The following is a 16,639-nucleotide window of genomic DNA, read 5'->3' on the forward strand; positions in this document are numbered from 1 at the left end:
TCGAGGTCTATGAATAGTCGTTTTGTTTCAGTTATATCAGGGTAATTGGTTGAAGAGGTGAAACGTATGGAGAGAATTTGGGAACAATTCAAAGAAGTGGCTATGGCAATTTTTCCGATGGCTGCTTTGATTATTATACTACAGTATACGGTTATTGGACTTCCTCCGGAGCTTTTCTTCCGTTTTATTGCAGGTGTTGTTATGGTAGGCTTCGGTTTATTTTTATTTCTTGTAGGGGTACAAATTGGGCTCCTTCCGGTAGGTGAAATGATCGGTTCGACGTTACCGAAGACGGGAAAATGGAGTCTTGTCATTGGCATTGGATTTATTCTGGGCGTCGTTGTGACTATCGCCGAACCCGACGTACGGGTTTTGGCTTCGCAGATTGACGATGTATCAGGAGGCGATATCTCCAACACCGTTCTTGTCTATTCGGTAGCACTCGGCGTCGGGTTTTTCGTCGCGGTAGCGATGGCGAGGACGCTGTTTAATATTCCACTGAAATATATTTTGGTTGTGAGTTATGGTCTGGTTATCCTGCTGATGACGCAGGTGCCGCCAAATTTCATACCAATTTCATTTGATGCTGGTGGTGTGACCACGGGTCCGATGACCGTTCCGTTTATCCTTGCCTTGGGTGTTGGTGTGGCATCTGTTCTCCGCGGAAAATCATCTACAAGTGACAGTTTCGGTTTGGTTGCATTGGCTTCCATCGGCCCTATTTTTGCTGTTATGTTGTTGGGAGTGATTTACGGATGAGCCACGTTGCGATGTTATTCGAAGGGTTTGATCATGTACTTGCAGAGGTTACAATGGCCATTGTACCCTTGATTATCTTTTTTTTCATCTTCCAGCTGATCTTTTTGAAACTGGAATGGAAAAAAATCAAAGACATTTTAATAGGCATCGTCTTCACCTTTTTCGGACTTTTGTTCTTTCTGCAAGGCGTTGAGGTTGGCTTCTTTCCTGCAGGCGAAGCGATTGGTGAAATACTGGGAGAGAAAGAGAATACCATCATCCTTTTGCCGGCATTGGGTTTTTTATTCGGTTTCGTTGCTACATTTGCAGAACCGGCCATCCGGGTTCTGAATTATGAGGTGGAAAAAGTCACTGCCGGTTCGATTTCAAGGAATGTGATGCTGATTACGCTCTCGATCGGTGTCGGTGTCGCGATCTCTCTTTCCATGATCAGAATCGTACTGGGCATCCCGCTATTGTACTTTATCCTGCCAGGCTATATACTGGCTTTGATCCTTGTTTTTGTTTCAAGCCCCCGGTTTGTCGCGATTGCCTTTGACTCAGGTGGTGTAGCGACAGGGCCCATGACGGTAACCTTTATCATGGCCATTGCCGTTGGTGTAGCTTCAGTAACAGAAGGGAGAGATCCATTGCTTGATGGATTCGGGATGATTGCTTTAGTGGCTTTGACACCGATTCTGGCTGTATTGGTATTAGGGATGATCTACCGGACAAAGGAGCGGATGACCTCATGATGTTTCAACACATTCGAAAAGACCACAAATTGCTTGTCACCATCGTCAAACGTGATCAGGCAAAAAAAGTGATGAAAGCAGCCAAAAAAGCAGGCTGTGATGGCGGAACCATTATGCTTGGGACGGGCATAGGTGTCCATGAAAAGAAAAAAGTATTCTCGATCGATACGCTCTATGAAAAAGATATTGTGTTCAACATCGTTCCGGAAGATCTTTTGCCTGATGTCATAGACGAAATCAACAGTATTGTGAAACTCAATAAAAAAGGCCGTGGCATTGGATTCGTTTTGGATATTTTAAAAACCATTGGCATGGCGCATATGGATTATGAAGAGATCGAGAAAGGGGCGTTGGACATTTTGACTGATAACTTAAAGCACGACGGCTTTGATCTGATTATTACCATCGTCAATAAAGGAGATGCCGGTGAAGTCATTGATGCATCCAAGCGTGGCGGAGCTGAAGGCGGGACGGTGATTAACGGCAGGGGCAGCGGCATTCACGAAAAAGCAAAATTGCTCTCGATTAACATTGAACCCGAAAAGGAAATCGTCCTTACTATTGTTAAAAGGGACATCACAAAAGACGTTTTACAAGCCATTGAACGGGAGGTTCATATCGATGAGCCTGGAAAAGGCATCGGTTTTGTTCTTCCGGTGGAAGAGACGATCGGTATGCCTCATTTAAGCAAAATATAAAGAAACCAGGCTTGCCGCCAAAATTAAATGGCGAAAGGCTTAGCGGCACTTCTACTTTAAACCGTAAATAAAGTTAAATTCGCTAAAGTAAAAAATAGCCCTCATTGCCATGAAAACGTGGCGATGAGGGCTATCATTATACTTTCTGTTCTTCATACTGACTGATTTTATCATCAAGGGTCAAGGTGACGGAAATTTCGTCCCAGCCGTTTAAAAGCATCTCGCGGCGGTAATCGGCGATCTCAAACGTGACGGCCTGTCCATCAGGACCTGTAACAGTCTTGTTCTCCAGATCAACCTGGAAGCTTGCTCCAGCGTCACTTTCTGCTTCTTTGGCCCATGTCGAGACGATCTCGTCAGGGAGCTCGATGGGCAGAATGCCGTTTTTTGTGCAGTTATTTGAGAAGATATCTGCAAAACTTGGGGCGATAACGACTCTGAAGCCGTAATCCTGTATGGCCCAGGGGGCATGTTCCCGTGAGGATCCACAGCCGAAGTTCTCTCCGGCGATCAGGATACTGACATCCTGATATTTTGGATCGTTCATGGAGAAGTCTTCCCGTGGGTTGTCATTTTCATCGAAACGCCAGTTGTAGAAGAGGAACTGGCCGAACCCTTGCCGTTCAATCCGTTTCAAAAATTGCTTCGGGATAATTTGGTCGGTATCAATATTGGCACGGTATAGGGGATAAGCCTTACCTGTATGCTGTCGAATGGGTTCCATAAAGGGTTCTCCTTTCTTTCATTGGTTATTATACGGGTGCTGGTTCATAAGATCGGATATCCGTGAAACGTCCTTTGATGGCAGCGATAGCAGCCATTTCAGGTGCAACGAGGTGCGTCCTGGCACCATTTCCCTGACGCCCTTCAAAGTTCCGGTTGGACGTCGAAGCACAGCGTTCACCATAAGGGACAATGTCATCATTCATCGCGAGGCACATGCTGCAACCGGCATCGCGCCATTCGAATCCGGCATCGATGAAGATCTTGTCGAGGCCTTCGGCTTCCGCCTGCTGTTTGACCGTTTGCGAACCGGGCACAATTAAGGCTCGGACGCCATTATGAACGGTCTGTCCTTCAATGATTTTTGCCGCTCTTCGAAGGTCACTGAGTCTGGAGTTGGTGCAGGAGCCGATGAAGACGTGTTGAATTTCCACTTCGGAAATGGGGGTGCCTCCTGTGAGCCCCATATATTCAAGAGCCCGTTCGATTTCATCGCGATCCATATTGTCATCCGCGTCCTCAGGAGAAGGAATGTTAGCACTGACAGGAATCGACATGGAAGGATTCGTTCCCCATGTGACCTGCGGTTCAATTTCAGAAGCATCGATCGTCAGGGTGGTGTCATACGTTGCACCGGAATCGGTTGCCAGTGCGCGCCACTCAGCTTCTACCTGTTCAAATGCTTCACCTTCAGGCACGTGACGACGACCTTTCAGGTAGTTGATGGTCGTATCGTCGGGACTGATCAGACCGGCTCTTGCCCCACCTTCAATCGACATGTTGCAGATGGTCATACGTTCCTCCATCGTCAGGTTCCGGATGGCTTCGCCTGTGTATTCGACCACGTGGCCGGTTCCGAATTTGACACCGAATTTTCCGATAATGGCGAGAATCAGATCTTTGGAAGTTACGGCAGGAGAGAGTTCTCCGGTCACTTGGACGTTCATTGTCTTCGGCTTTACTTGCCACAGGGACTGGGTTGCCAGCACGTGTTCCACCTCGCTGGTGCCGATTCCAAAAGCCAGGGCACCGAATGCTCCATGAGTGGAGGTGTGACTGTCACCACAGACGATGGTTTTGCCAGGCTGGGTGAGTCCCAGTTCCGGTCCGATAACGTGCACAATACCCTGATCAGGATGATCGATTCCCGTCAGTGGAATATTGAATTCTTTACAGTTATCCTCAAGTGTATCCATTTGCTTTTTAGAAATGGGATCATAAACGATATGCCGCGCGATCGTCGGTACGTTATGATCCATGGTGGCAAATGTGCGGTCCGGGCGTCTCACTGTCCGGTTTTTCATGCGAAGTCCTTCAAATGCCTGTGGGGAAGTGACTTCGTGTACAAGATGAAGATCGATGTAAAGGAGATCCGGTTTATTCGCCTCTTCGTGTACAATATGTTTCTCCCAAATCTTTTCGATAATCGTCTTTGGTTGACTCATAACAGGTTCATCCTTTCTCTTTCGTCTTATCTGTGCGGAATCTTTTATGCATAGCAGCGCATGATGCGGTCCGAAGCAGATTCTTCTTCAATGAAATCAATCACTTTCTCGGTAATCTCTTTTGTTCCAAGTTTCGTGCCGTTTTTCACGTGAAGATCCGCTGTATGATAGCCTGCGGACAACGTGTTAGCGACGGCTTGCTCAATCAGCTGAGCTTCGTGATCCATGTCGAAGGAGTAGCGGAGCAACATGGCTGCAGAGAGCATGGTGGCCAGCGGATTCGCGATGCCCTGGCCGGCGATGTCCGGGGCTGAACCATGGGCAGGTTCATACAGTCCGAAGCCATCTTTACGGAGACTGGCGCTTGGCAACATGCCAAGGGACCCTGTAAGGACAGAAGCCTCGTCACTGAGAATATCACCGAACATATTCTCTGTGACCATGACATCGAATTGTGTAGGGTTTGTGATGAGTTTCATCGCTGCAGCATCCACAAGCACATGTTCAACGGTCACTTCCGGATAATCTTTTGCTTTTTCTTCGACGATTTCCCGCCACATTTTGCTGGATTCAAGTACATTGGCCTTATCTACGGAAGTGAGGTGCTTTTTTCTTACCATGGCGGCATCAAAGCCGGTTTCGATGATACGTTCCATTTCTTCTCTCGTGTAGGCGAGGGTGTCGACGACGGATTCTCCGTTGTCTCGACGTTCGCTTGGCTCACCGAAATAGAGTCCGCCTGTCAGTTCCCTTACGATGAGCAGATCACTTCCGTTGACGACATCGTATTTGAGCGGGGAGGCGTGAAGCAGTTCGGGAAACCCTTGTACAGGTCGTAAATTCGCATATAAACCAAGCGACTTCCGAATACGAAGCAATCCTTTTTCAGGTCTGAGGTGAGATGGGTTCTGATCCCATTTGGGTCCACCTACAGCGCCAAGAAGAACAGCATCTGCCTGTTTGCAGGCTGCTTCTGTTTCTTGTGGAAGGGGATCGTTGAATTGGTCGATGGCGGCTCCGCCGATGGCATGCGTGGCATAATCGAATGAATGATCACATGCAGAAGCGACGGCATCGAGTATACATTTGGCAGATTCAACAACTTCCGGGCCGATTCCATCGCCCGGAAGAAGTACAATTGATTTATGCATGATGGTCCTCCTTAAGTCAAAATCGTGTGTTCTTTGCCAGGGGTGGTTCCTTCTTCAAGGGCACGCTGGTGAATGAAGCGGTTTACCGCATTGACAAAGGCCTTTGCTGATGCTTCGAGTACGTCCTGGGAGCTGGCCCGGCCAGTAACGTTTACACCTTCCACACTCATCTTCACATGGGCTTCAGCCAAAGCGTCACGACCACGGCCGACTGAATTCAATTGATAATCAGTCAGGTGAAGTTCTTCCTGAATAATGGCATCGAGTGTATTATACAGAGCTTCGACACTGCCGGAGCCTGTTCTTGCTTCTTCGTATTTTTTGCCGTCGGGACTTGTCATGGCAACGGTTGCGGTTGGCAGATTACCCGAGCCGTAGTGCACCTGAAAAGAGGTCAGGTCGTAGGACGAAATGTCATACGCGGAAGTCTGAATGTCTGTCATGATCGTAAAGAGATCATCGTCCGTAATCGTTTTTTTATGATCTGTCAGCTGCTTGAATTCACCGAAGGCTTTTGAAAGCAGTTCATCGGACATGTCATAGCCGAGCTTTTTCAGGCGGTCTTTAAATGCGTGCTTGCCGGAGTGCTTCCCGAGCACAAGGTCGTTGGAGTGTACACCAACGAGTTCAGGTGTAATAATTTCATACGTTTCAGCATGCTTTAAGACACCATCCTGGTGGATTCCTGATTCGTGGGCAAATGCATTTTGGCCGACAACCGCTTTATTCCTCGGTACAAACATGCCTGTGAGCTTACTGACAAGGTCACTGGTGCGTTTCGTTTCCCCGAGATTGATGCTTGTATCGATGTTGTAGTAATCTTTTCGGATATGCAGGGCAACTGCAAGCTCTTCAAGGGCTGCGTTACCGGCTCGTTCTCCGATTCCGTTAATCGTACCTTCGACCTGAGTTGCTCCGTTTTCAATCGCTGAAATGGAATTGGCAAGCGCCATACCCAGGTCATCATGGCAGTGAGCAGACAGGATCGCTTTATCAATATTTGGCACATGTTCAGTTACATAACGGAACATTTTTCCATACTCATAAGGTGTGGTGTAACCAACGGTATCTGGCAGGTTAATCACGGTCGCACCGGCATCAATGACTCTTTCGATGATGTGTACGAGGAAATCCAGATCCGATCTGGATGCGTCTTCCGCAGACCATTCGACTTTAGGGAATGTTTTTCTCGCATATCGGACCATCTCTTCTGCAGTGGCAACCACCTGATCAGGGGATTTCTTTAGCTTATGAGTCATGTGAATGGGGGAGGTGGCGATAAAGACGTGCAACCTTGGATCAACACCGCCTTTTAAAGCGTCCCATGCAGCATCCACATCGGATTTCACTGCCCGGGCAAGACCTGTGACAGAGGCATTCTGGATCGTATTTGCAATGGATTTCACCCCTTCGAAATCGCCCCGTGAGGAAGCAGGGAAACCTGCTTCCATCACGTTAACCCCAAACCGCTCAAGCTGCTTTGCGATTTCCAGCTTTTCAAGCTGATTCAGGTTCACACCAGGAGATTGTTCACCATCACGAAGTGTCGTGTCAAATATATTTATGCGAGTCATAACAAATCACTTCCCTTTTACTTAGTATTGACCGGTTTCTTAACAAATGGCATCAGTTCACGCAGTTTACGACCGACGACTTCAATTTCGTGCTGGTTTTCTCTTGTGTTAATGGCATTGAACTGCGGACGGTTTGCCTGGTTCTCAAGGATCCAGCCGTGTGCAAATCTACCCGTCTGAATATCGCTTAAAATGTCTTTCATACGTGCTTTTGTATCTGCATCGACAACACGTGGACCGGATACGAAGTCTCCCCACTGAGCAGTGTCGGAAATGGAGTAACGCATCCCCTCAAGCCCTCCTTCATAAAGAAGGTCAACGATCAGTTTCATTTCATGCATACATTCGAAATAAGCAACTTCCGGCTGATAGCCTGCTTCCGTCAATGTTTCAAAACCTGCTTTGATCAGGCTTGTTACACCGCCGCAAAGGACTGCCTGCTCACCGAATAAATCGGTTTCTGTTTCTTCCTGGAAACTCGTTTCCAGAATTCCGGCTCGACCTGCGCCAACCCCTTTGGCATAAGCGAGCGCTGTTTCTGTCGCTTTCCCTGTAGCGTCCTGATAAATGCCAAAGAGTGCAGGGACGCCGGCACCGTCTTCATAGGTACGTCGAACGAGATGACCAGGGCCCTTTGGAGCCACCAGGAACACATCAACATTGTCCGGCGGTTGAATCTGACTGAAGTGAATATTAAAGCCGTGTGCAAACGCCAATGCATCGCCTGCTTCAAGATGCGGTGCAATTTGCTCTTCGTAAATTTTCGGCTGATATTCGTCCGGGAGAAGGACCATGACGACTTTTGCCTGTTTAACAGCTTCAGGAACGGTTGTGACATCCACTCCGTCTTTTTCTGCTTTGTCCCATGACTTGCCTTTACGCAGGCCAACAACTACATCAAAGCCACTCTCTTTCAAATTCAGTGCGTGTGCGTGGCCTTGCGAGCCGTAGCCGATGATGGCGATTTTTTCTGCTTTCAAAGCTTGATCCTCAATTTGGTGGTTGTAAAGTACAGTTGTCATAATCAGAACATTCCTTTCATTTTCCCATTCATATTTTATTTCTTACCTCTTTGTTCTGGGTGAACAAGAGTGATGAAACCATGTTTTTGGTATACTTCGCAGTAAAGTGCAGTTTTGCTGAAGGAAGTATACATGAAGCTCAGGCTTTCGCCATCGAATCGGGTGAGGTGCCGAGTACGCCTTATTTCAATAAGGAGAAAGTTGGTGACTCAGCGACCTGAGGCTGATGCCCGCGGGTAAAGGCTGTAATCCCCGTTCTGGCAATGTCCTTGATGCCATAGGGCCTTAAGAGATCGATAACGGCTTCAATTTTTTCCGGCTTTCCGGTGACCTGAATGGAGAGGGAATCACGGCTGACGTCAATGACATCTGCACGGAACGGTTCAATGATCCCCTGAATTTCCATCCGGTGCTGCGGAGTACAGACCACTTTAATGAGCGCAAGTTCTCTTGCGACAACAGCCTGTTCGGTCAAATCGGATACTTTAATGACATCAATTTGTTTATTTAACTGTTTGGTCAGTTGTTCAAGTTTCCGGAAGTCTGCTACATCCACCACAAAGGTCATTCGTGAAATGCCGTCGGTTTCCGTACGGCCAACGGAAATGCTTTCGATATTGAATTGCCGCTTTTGTAATAGTCCGGTGAGGCGGTTTAATACACCGCTTCGGTTTTGGACAACTGCTGTGATGATCCGTTTCATTGCGGCTTCACTCCAATCATGTCGTTGATGGACTTACCTGGTGCTACCATCGGGTAGACGTTTTCTTCCCGCAGTACTCTGCAGTCCAGGAGACATGGCTTATCATTACTGAGGAATTCTGGTGCAATTTCCATGAAGTGTGCTTGAGATTCAATCTTCACACCTTCGATCCCGTAACTGTCGGCGAGTTTGACGAAATCCGGCTGAACGCCCATCAGTGACTCGGAATAGCGCTTGTCGTAAAAAGCTTCCTGCCACTGACGAACCATGCCGAGGGCTTCGTTATTCACGATGACGATTTTTACCGGGAGTTGCCGTTCCTGCAGAACAGAGAGTTCTTGCATCGTCATTTGAAACCCACCGTCACCAACAATGGCAAGGACTTTGTCATCCGGTTTGGCGAGCTGCGCACCAATGGCGGCAGGGAAGCCAAAGCCCATTGTGCCGAGTCCGCCGGAAGTGACCCAGCGATCCGGGCGGTTAAACCGGTAATATTGAGCGGACCACATCTGGTGCTGTCCAACGTCTGTTGTGATGATTGCATCACCCTTTGTGATGTCACAGATTGAAGAGATCAGCCATTGTGGAATCATCTTTTCTTCCGGTTTATTATACCAGAGCGGATTTTCCATGCTGTATTCTTTCAAGTGGCTTCGCCATTCGGTATAATCCCCTGGCTCTTCCAGGTGTTTCAAAAGCGAGATCATCGCGGCTTTACTGTCACTGACGACCGGAATATGCGTTGGTACGTTTTTGCCGATTTCTGCAGGATCAATGTCCACATGAACGATTGTGGCATCGGGTGCAAAATGACCGAGATTACCAGTCAGCCGATCGTCGAAACGGGCACCGACATTGATGAGAAGATCACATTCGGTGATGGCCATGTTGGATGCATAGGTGCCATGCATACCAGCCATACCAAGAAATAATTCATGGTCCCCGGGGAACGCTCCGAGACCCAAAAGGGTGGACGTTACCGGGATCTGATAGGATTCTGCCACTTGCAGAAGCCTTTCTGAGGCTCGTCCGTGAAGGACGCCGGCTCCTGTAAGAATCAAAGGTTTCTTGGCAGTTTTGAGTGCTTCGGCGACCTTTCGGATCTGCATCGGATTCGGTTTGATGGTTGGTTGATATCCTTGCAGATGAAAGGCTTCCGGTCCTTTTTCTGTTACAATGCCTGCTGAGATATCTTTAGGGATATCGACAACAACCGGTCCTGGCCGGCCTGTGGAAGCAATATGAAAGGCTTCGTTGATGATTCTAGGGATGTCGTAACTGTTCTGTACCTGGTAGTTATGCTTTGTAATCGGTGTTGTGATGCCCATTACGTCTGCTTCCTGGAAGGCATCAGTACCGGTGACAGCTGTTGCGACCTGACCCGTAATGACGACGAGAGGAAGGGAGTCCATCATGGCATCCGCAATGCCTGTAACAAGGTTTGTAGCACCGGGTCCGCTTGTGCCGATGACGACTGCAGGTTCATTGGTAACCCGTGCATAGCCTTCAGCAGCGTGAATGGCACCTTGCTCGTGCCGGGTCAGAATGTGATCGAAATCGCCGTCGGAACGGTAGAGGGCGTCATAAATCGGAAGAACAGCTCCTCCTGGATATCCGAAAATGGTCTTCACTTTCTGTTTCATCAGTTGTTCCACCAGGATATCGGCTCCGGTTCTTGGCGTGGGTGTCTTTTCGGCTTCTTCTTGAGCCTGAGCCGGCTCTGGCATTGTTCTTACTTTCATCACGATTCCCCTCCTGTTAAATTCAATTTCATCTTATACACGTCAAAAGACCCTTCCTCTCCGCCTTCGTCAGGGGTGAAAATGCCACTGACGGAGAACGGGGAGAAAGAGCCTTTGTCTTTTCTCGGTACCACCCGGGTTCATGAACGGCTTGCACCGTTCATCTTAAGAAGCTGAAAACAGCTCCATTTTGGTAACGGGTCTTTCAAGAGACCCGGTGCTGCCTACTGGATCACTCGTTCAGCAGCACGCTCAGGGATGATGTCGAATGAAGGAGTATTACCGGTTTCCAGCAGTACCGGCTCTCTGTAAATACCTGTAACTTCAATCTTTTTTCCCGTCATCGGTTTGAGATTTAGATGGTGTTTCTTAAACGATCGCTTTTGTTTGAGATTTATCGTAACATTGTGTGCCGTCGCTGACAACAACTTTTCTGAATTCTCTTAACAAATGATTGGTGATATGACCTGGTTTGCCGTCATTTACTTTTCGTCCATCGACTTCGACTGCTGCGATGACTTCCACGGCTGTACCGGTTAGGAAGACTTCATCGGCAATGTAAACATCGTGGCGGGTGAAAGGCGTCTCATGGACATTGTAGCCAAGCTCTGCCGCGATGTTGAGGATCGCGTTGCGTGTGATCCCTTCCAAAGCTCCCAGATAAACCGGCGGTGTTAAAATCGTGTTGTTTTTTACGATGAAGATGTTATCGGCTGACCCTTCTGTGACATAGCCCTGATCGTTCAGCATCAGAGCTTCATCCACCCCCGCCTGATTCGCTTCCAGTTTAACGAGGATGTTGTTCAGGTAGTTTAAGGATTTGACCTGTGGACTTAAGACATCCGGCCGGTTTCGCCGGCTTGCAACGGACGCAATACGTAAACCTTGATTGTATAGCTCTTCAGGGAACATCCGCAGATTTTCTGCGATGATGATCACCTTTGGATTGCTGCAAGAAGAAGGGTCCAGACCCAAATTACCGGGGCCACGCGATACGACGATACGAATATAAGCAGACTGGAGTTCATTCTTTCGAACAGTCTCGACAATCAACTGTTCCATTTCCTCCTTGTCGTATGGAATTGTTAGCATGATCGACTGTGCTGATTGGTACAATCGTGTCAAGTGTTCACTGAGTTTAAAAACGTTCCCGTGATAAACCCGAATGCCTTCGAACACCCCATCTCCGTAGAGAAATCCATGATCGTACACACTGACGACCGCATCTTCTTTCTTGACGAACTCACCACCAAGGAAGATCCACTGGCTGCTCATACCGACCCACTCCTTTCTGATAGACTCTGGTCTGTCTGTTTTAATCGTTGTTGAAATCGTTGAAAAAATCTGATATTGATGGTTATATTACATCCTGCAGACAACAATTGCAACAGCTTTGTGTAAAAAATTCTGACAGTTCAAACGCTTGCGGCAGTAGGGAAGAGCCGAATTACCTTGACACGACTGAGTTTGCGTGAATTTTCTGATAAATTGTAAATTTTTCTGAAGCGCTTTCATAAAACGGCTGATGTGCCGGTGATTGTGAGATTGAAGTGAAAACTGCAGCCGGAATCAAAATCCGGCTGCAGTCCGTAATCAGTTTGATTGTGTAATCCAGCCTGCCATTCGACCGGTTTGTCCTGTTGTTCTTCGATGAGAGAAAAAGTGCTCTTGTTCACGATTTACACAGATTGGTGACACATGAATTTGACTGTCATGAAGACCCGCGTTTCGAAGGAGAAGCACATTTAATTTTTTCAAATCAAGGAGAAAGCGGTCCGGATCAAGTTTCTGATAAGGGACCTCTTCAATCGCCAGTTCATTCAATGTTTCATCAACGGATTTGATGATACGCTCGTCCACTTCGTACTGTGCTTTGGAGATGCCGGGGCCGATCACTGCCTGAATTTCTGAGCGATCGACGCCTTCAGCATCTTCCCACAGTTTGACCATTTTCCCTGCAATGTTCAGCACAGTGCCTTTCCAACCGGCGTGGGCAATGCCGATGAGATGCTTTTCAGGCGCACTGAAATAGATTGGAATACAATCCGCGTACAAAAGGGCAAGAACGATACCGTTTTCCTTGGTATACAGGCCATCTGTGTCTCGGATCGCTCCAGCTTGAGAACGTGCACCGCTGCCTTTCAGGATGTGGGGAACCTTAACGATCTGATCGCGGTGCGTCTGTTCAGAAAATACCCATTGTTCCAGTGGGATGCCGACAGCTGATGCCAGACTGTGCCGGTTTCTTGTCACATGTTCCGGGTTGTCGTTGACATGGTAGCCGAGATTCAAGGATTCGTATTCCCCATTGCTCGCTCCACCTTTTCTTGTTGAAAAGCCAGCTTGGACCCCATCAGTAAACAGTGCAGGCTTTTCAATCACGAATGTTCTTTCATGTCGAAGTTTAAATAGTGGGCATAAATCAGCCATACATTCTCAGTCCTTCTTTTTATCGGATTGTTCGTTTTTTGTATATTCATACATGTCATAGGCTTTCGGTTCAGGTTTATCCGTTTGCTGTTTCCGTGACTTCTTCATTTTATAAACGGTGAATGATGCAGCGATCAAGACAAAGATTAACATGATATAGGCATAGCCCATCATTGGATCGTTCGGATCGGGCACTGTAAAGATATCCACAGGGATGACACCACCTTTCAGGCTGACACGTACTCTTAATTAGAAGTATAATGAAACTGAAGGCAATACGAAAGCGGAACGTCTTTTGGAGAATCTGATACATGAAGGAGTTGAAGGAATGACGAAACTGGCAAGTCACCCGTATTACAAAGTGCTGCGCGAAGTCAGAAAATTGGAGCAGGAGAACGTGGAGTATGAACGTGAAATCGAATTATACGAGGATCGTGTGGAGACGAAATACCGCTCTTTCCCGATCGAGACGGTCATGGACATGTCGTATCGTGAGATGCCTGGTGATGAAGGAATCTTGTATCTGCATACGACCCGGGGCGTCTATTCGTATATGGTAAAAGAAGCTCCGGCACAATTTTTGAAAGCATACCGGGAACTCGATGAACGGTTAAGAGAAAATGAAATGAGATAAACGCGTTTTGTATCATGCTCAAAAAGGAACATGGATGAATAGAGCAAGATGAACGATTGAAAAAAGGAGATGATTGTGTGCATTATCGACAGTTAGGCAGTACGGATTTAAAGATCAGTGAATTGAGTTTCGGCACCTGGGCCATTGGCGGCGCGTGGGGATCCAATGACGATGACGACTCATTGAAGGCTTTGGATAAAGCCATGGGCGAAGGCGTCAATTTCTTTGATACCGCGGACGTCTATGGCGGTGGTCACAGTGAGGAACTCTTGAAAAAAGCGACAAAAGGCAAGGAAGACGAAATCCATATCGCGAGTAAATTTTGCCGTGCAGGAGATATTCACAGCGCAAAAACATATTCAAAAAAGCAGGTCAAAGAATACTTAACAGCAACGCTTTCGCGCCTTGGGCGTGAGCAGATTGATCTCTATCAGATTCACTGCCCTCCGCTTGACATTATTCAGGACGGCGAAGTATTTCAGGTGCTGGATGATCTTCAACAGGAGGGACTGATCCGGCATTACGGTGTGTCCGTTGAATCCGTTGAAGAAGGCCTTGCATCCCTGGCTTATCCGAATGTAAAAGCACTTCAGGTGATCTTTAACATCTTCCGGCAAAAACCGGCCCGTGAGTTATTCCCGAAAGCACAGGAACAAGGAGTTGGGATTCTTGCTCGTGTACCTTTGGCCAGTGGACTGCTCACAGGGAAATTCAATGAAAACCACGCGTTTGAAGAAGACGATCACCGAAAATTCAACCGGGACGGCCAGATGTTTAATGTCGGCGAGACATTTGCGGGGCTTCCCTTTGAAAAAGGGGTTGCACTCAGTCGGAAGCTGGAGTGGATTAAGGAGGGGCGTGAATCGATGACGGCTGCCTCGCTTCGCTGGATTCTTGAGCACGATGCCATTTCAGCCGCAATCCCCGGTTTTAAGAATACAAAGCAGGTGGAGAGTAATCTGAAGGCGGTGGATGTTAAACCGTTTACGCCATCTGAGCTGGATCAGCTGAAGCGGTTTTATGATGAGCAGGTGCATGAGCACATCAGAGGCTCTTATTGATGGTTTTGAAGAAGCAACAATAACATTGAATTCATTAAAGAAAACCTGGCTTTTCGCCAAGCTTTAATGGCAAAAGCCAAGTTGCGCTTATCCTTCAATCCTTTAGCGAACGTCAACATTGCGATTAAGTAAAAAACAACCCCGGGCAGATGCGTTTTGAAATGCATTTGCCCGGGGGTTTTGATTGATGTGCGATACATGCTGTGTCAGGAAGATACTTTCTGAAGTTCGTCTTGCAAAAACGTCATAAGTTCCTGGATTTTCTCTGATGAAAAGTCGAAGGATATGCCTGCGGCTTCGTAAATATCAAACAGTGAACCGGTATTGCCGAGGGATAAAGCCTGTTTATAGTTAGCCAGTGCCTGATCGGGGTTCTCCCGGTATTGTTTAAACATCTGCAATGCACCCAATTGGGCAATGACATATTCAATGAAATAAAACGGGACTTCAAAGATATGAAGAATGCGCAGCCAACTGTTTTCGGCATATTGCTCATAATCGCTCCAATCCACCGTTTCACCGTTCAACTTCTTTTGCAGTTCAAAGAACTTTGCGTTTCGTTCTTCTGCGGTGTGTGTTGGGTTCTCATACAGCCAATGCTGAAACTGATCGACAGCAATGCCCATCGGTAAAAATTGAATGATACCTTCGAGGTGCTCTTTTTTGGCCCGATTCAGGTCTTCGTGGTTACTGTAGAATTGATCCCACTTGTCCATTGTGAAGAGCTCCATGGTCATGCTGGCAAGTTCTGAAGACTCCATCGGTGTGTCGCGGTAAACAGCCAGCGGCAAGTGACGTTTGAGGTCATTATGAATGCAGTGCCCCATTTCGTGCAGCAGTGTAATCATATCATCTTGAGTTGTAGCCGCATTCATAAAAATGAAGGATAAACCTGATACCGGGAGGGGCGCACAGAACCCGCCAGGAGCCTTTCCTTTCCGGGTCGTTAAATCAAGCATCCCCCGCTCATCCATCGTGGACAGCAGTCCGGAAAATCGCTCATCGAGCTGTTGAAAAATGCTGTGACTGGTATTGACGAGCTCATCGCGGTCTTGAAACGGTTGTAAGGGTGTCTGACCTGGCAGGACGGCTTTCGTATCCCATGGACGGTAGGTGTCGACACCCAGTTCGGATTGGTGTTTTTTCTGAATGGATTCTTTTAGTGGTGTAACATGTTTCTGAACAGCGTCAGCAAGGGTGTGACAATCTTCCGCCGTGTAATCAAAGCGCTCGTATTTTTTGAACATATAGTCCCTGTAATTGTCGAGCCCTGCATTTTTCGCTTTTTGTTGGCGGATGGCGATCAGTTCATTCATGATGGTTTGCAGTTCGTCTTTAACGGACTGATAGGCTGACCCATTTTTCTCATAGGCCAGTTTTCTGGTTTCCCGTTCTTCGTCCTGAAGGTGAACGGCGATTTCACTCAAGGTTGATTCCTTTCCGTGCCAATCAACCATCAGACCACCGGTGTGTTCGAAATAATCTGTGGACAGTTTGTTTTCCTGGACTTCGAGTTCAATGTTCTCGGATCTGAACAGTTGCTGTGCGTTTTGTTTGGAACGGATCAGACGGGCGTATTTTTCCTTATGAAGCGAGTCAACATAAGGGCTTTTCAAAAACTTATCATCGAGTTCAGCTTCATATTTCTTCAGAATCGGTTCGATGATCGTCTGATCATGCTCAAACGCTTTCTTTGCTTCTTCTGAATCACTTTGACACTGAAAATCAATATAGTGGCCCGTTAATCCCTCTTCGAGCTGATCATACAAATCCGACTGGTCAATCAGCCATTGTTCGAGTTCCTCCGAGCTCTCGATATCCCGTGTGAGCAACTGGATTAATTTCTGTTCGATCTCCTCGGGGTGCTGAAAGGGGAGTGTCTCTTGATAAAAACTTCCCATTATGTATCCTCTCCTTGTTCATAGACTATTGGATCACTACCATCATAATACAGATGAGCATC

At 47.4% G+C, this 16,639-nt stretch carries 16 protein-coding genes; 5 read left to right on the top strand and 11 right to left on the bottom strand.

Annotation, left to right across the window (positions count from 1 at the left end; genetic code table 11):
- Window positions 1-66 precede the first annotated feature (66 nt).
- From BBEV_RS05205 to BBEV_RS05215, 3 genes are read left to right on the top strand one after another with little or no spacing between them, the layout of a single operon-like run.
- A complete protein-coding gene (locus tag BBEV_RS05205; RefSeq protein WP_069364504.1) occupies window positions 67-759 on the top strand; it encodes a DUF1538 domain-containing protein in 693 nt (230 codons plus the stop codon).
- Window positions 756-1,493, top strand: a complete 738-nt coding sequence (locus BBEV_RS05210) for a DUF1538 domain-containing protein (protein WP_069364505.1) — start codon at window positions 756-758, stop codon at window positions 1,491-1,493. Before BBEV_RS05205 ends, BBEV_RS05210 begins: the two co-directional genes overlap by 4 nt.
- Entirely contained in the window at window positions 1,490-2,191 is a 702-nt protein-coding gene (locus tag BBEV_RS05215; protein WP_232318263.1) for a P-II family nitrogen regulator, read from the top strand. The genes BBEV_RS05210 and BBEV_RS05215 overlap by 4 nt, the downstream gene beginning before the upstream one ends.
- Before the next feature lie 136 nt (window positions 2,192-2,327).
- On the opposite strand, the gene leuD is transcribed toward BBEV_RS05215, so the two are convergent.
- From leuD to BBEV_RS05265, 10 genes are all read right to left on the bottom strand, one after another.
- A complete protein-coding gene (gene leuD, locus BBEV_RS05220) occupies window positions 2,328-2,915 on the bottom strand; it encodes a 3-isopropylmalate dehydratase small subunit (RefSeq protein ID WP_069364506.1) in 588 nt (195 codons plus the stop codon).
- Window positions 2,916-2,943: 28 nt separating this feature from the next.
- Window positions 2,944-4,359: a 3-isopropylmalate dehydratase large subunit gene (gene leuC / locus BBEV_RS05225; RefSeq protein ID WP_069364507.1), complete on the bottom strand. Its 1,416-nt coding sequence runs from the start codon at window positions 4,357-4,359 to the stop codon at window positions 2,944-2,946.
- A 44-nt stretch (window positions 4,360-4,403) separates the two neighbouring features.
- The gene (gene leuB, locus BBEV_RS05230) at window positions 4,404-5,510 is read right to left on the bottom strand and encodes a 3-isopropylmalate dehydrogenase (RefSeq protein ID WP_069364508.1); all 1,107 of its coding nucleotides are present in this window, start codon (window positions 5,508-5,510) and stop codon (window positions 4,404-4,406) included.
- A gap of 11 nt (window positions 5,511-5,521) precedes the next feature.
- Entirely contained in the window at window positions 5,522-7,084 is a 1,563-nt protein-coding gene (locus BBEV_RS05235) for a 2-isopropylmalate synthase (RefSeq protein WP_069364509.1), read from the bottom strand.
- A 17-nt stretch (window positions 7,085-7,101) separates the two neighbouring features.
- Complete coding sequence (gene ilvC, locus BBEV_RS05240; protein WP_069364510.1) at window positions 7,102-8,106, bottom strand: ketol-acid reductoisomerase; 1,005 nt, start codon at window positions 8,104-8,106, stop codon at window positions 7,102-7,104.
- A 181-nt stretch (window positions 8,107-8,287) separates the two neighbouring features.
- Window positions 8,288-8,809 (bottom strand): acetolactate synthase small subunit, encoded by a 522-nt coding sequence (gene ilvN, locus BBEV_RS05245; RefSeq protein ID WP_069364511.1) that lies wholly within the window; start codon window positions 8,807-8,809, stop codon window positions 8,288-8,290.
- Window positions 8,806-10,551 (bottom strand): biosynthetic-type acetolactate synthase large subunit, encoded by a 1,746-nt coding sequence (gene ilvB, locus BBEV_RS05250; protein WP_069364512.1) that lies wholly within the window; start codon window positions 10,549-10,551, stop codon window positions 8,806-8,808. Before ilvB ends, ilvN begins: the two co-directional genes overlap by 4 nt.
- 369 nt (window positions 10,552-10,920) lie before the next feature.
- A complete protein-coding gene (gene ilvE, locus BBEV_RS05255; RefSeq protein ID WP_069364513.1) occupies window positions 10,921-11,826 on the bottom strand; it encodes a branched-chain-amino-acid transaminase in 906 nt (301 codons plus the stop codon).
- 318 nt (window positions 11,827-12,144) lie between these two features.
- Entirely contained in the window at window positions 12,145-12,933 is a 789-nt protein-coding gene (gene pgeF / locus BBEV_RS05260; protein WP_069366606.1) for a peptidoglycan editing factor PgeF, read from the bottom strand.
- 54 nt (window positions 12,934-12,987) lie between these two features.
- Window positions 12,988-13,191 carry a hypothetical protein gene (locus tag BBEV_RS05265; protein WP_069364514.1) on the bottom strand — a complete coding sequence of 68 codons (204 nt, stop codon included), beginning with the start codon at window positions 13,189-13,191 and terminating at the stop codon, window positions 12,988-12,990.
- A gap of 118 nt (window positions 13,192-13,309) precedes the next feature.
- On the opposite strand from BBEV_RS05265, the gene BBEV_RS05270 reads away from it, so the two are divergent.
- Both BBEV_RS05270 and BBEV_RS05275 read left to right on the top strand, forming a co-directional pair.
- Window positions 13,310-13,615, top strand: a complete 306-nt coding sequence (locus tag BBEV_RS05270) for a hypothetical protein (RefSeq protein ID WP_069364515.1) — start codon at window positions 13,310-13,312, stop codon at window positions 13,613-13,615.
- 77 nt (window positions 13,616-13,692) lie between these two features.
- A complete protein-coding gene (locus BBEV_RS05275) occupies window positions 13,693-14,676 on the top strand; it encodes an aldo/keto reductase (RefSeq protein WP_069364516.1) in 984 nt (327 codons plus the stop codon).
- A 206-nt stretch (window positions 14,677-14,882) separates the two neighbouring features.
- On the opposite strand, the gene BBEV_RS05280 is transcribed toward BBEV_RS05275, so the two are convergent.
- On the bottom strand, window positions 14,883-16,577 hold the full coding sequence (locus tag BBEV_RS05280) for a M3 family oligoendopeptidase (RefSeq protein WP_069364517.1): 1,695 nt from the start codon (window positions 16,575-16,577) through the stop codon (window positions 14,883-14,885).
- Between the last annotated feature and the right edge of the window lie 62 nt (window positions 16,578-16,639).

This window comes from Salisediminibacterium beveridgei (assembly GCF_001721685.1).
GTDB lineage: Bacteria > Bacillota > Bacilli > Bacillales > Salisediminibacteriaceae > Salisediminibacterium > Salisediminibacterium beveridgei.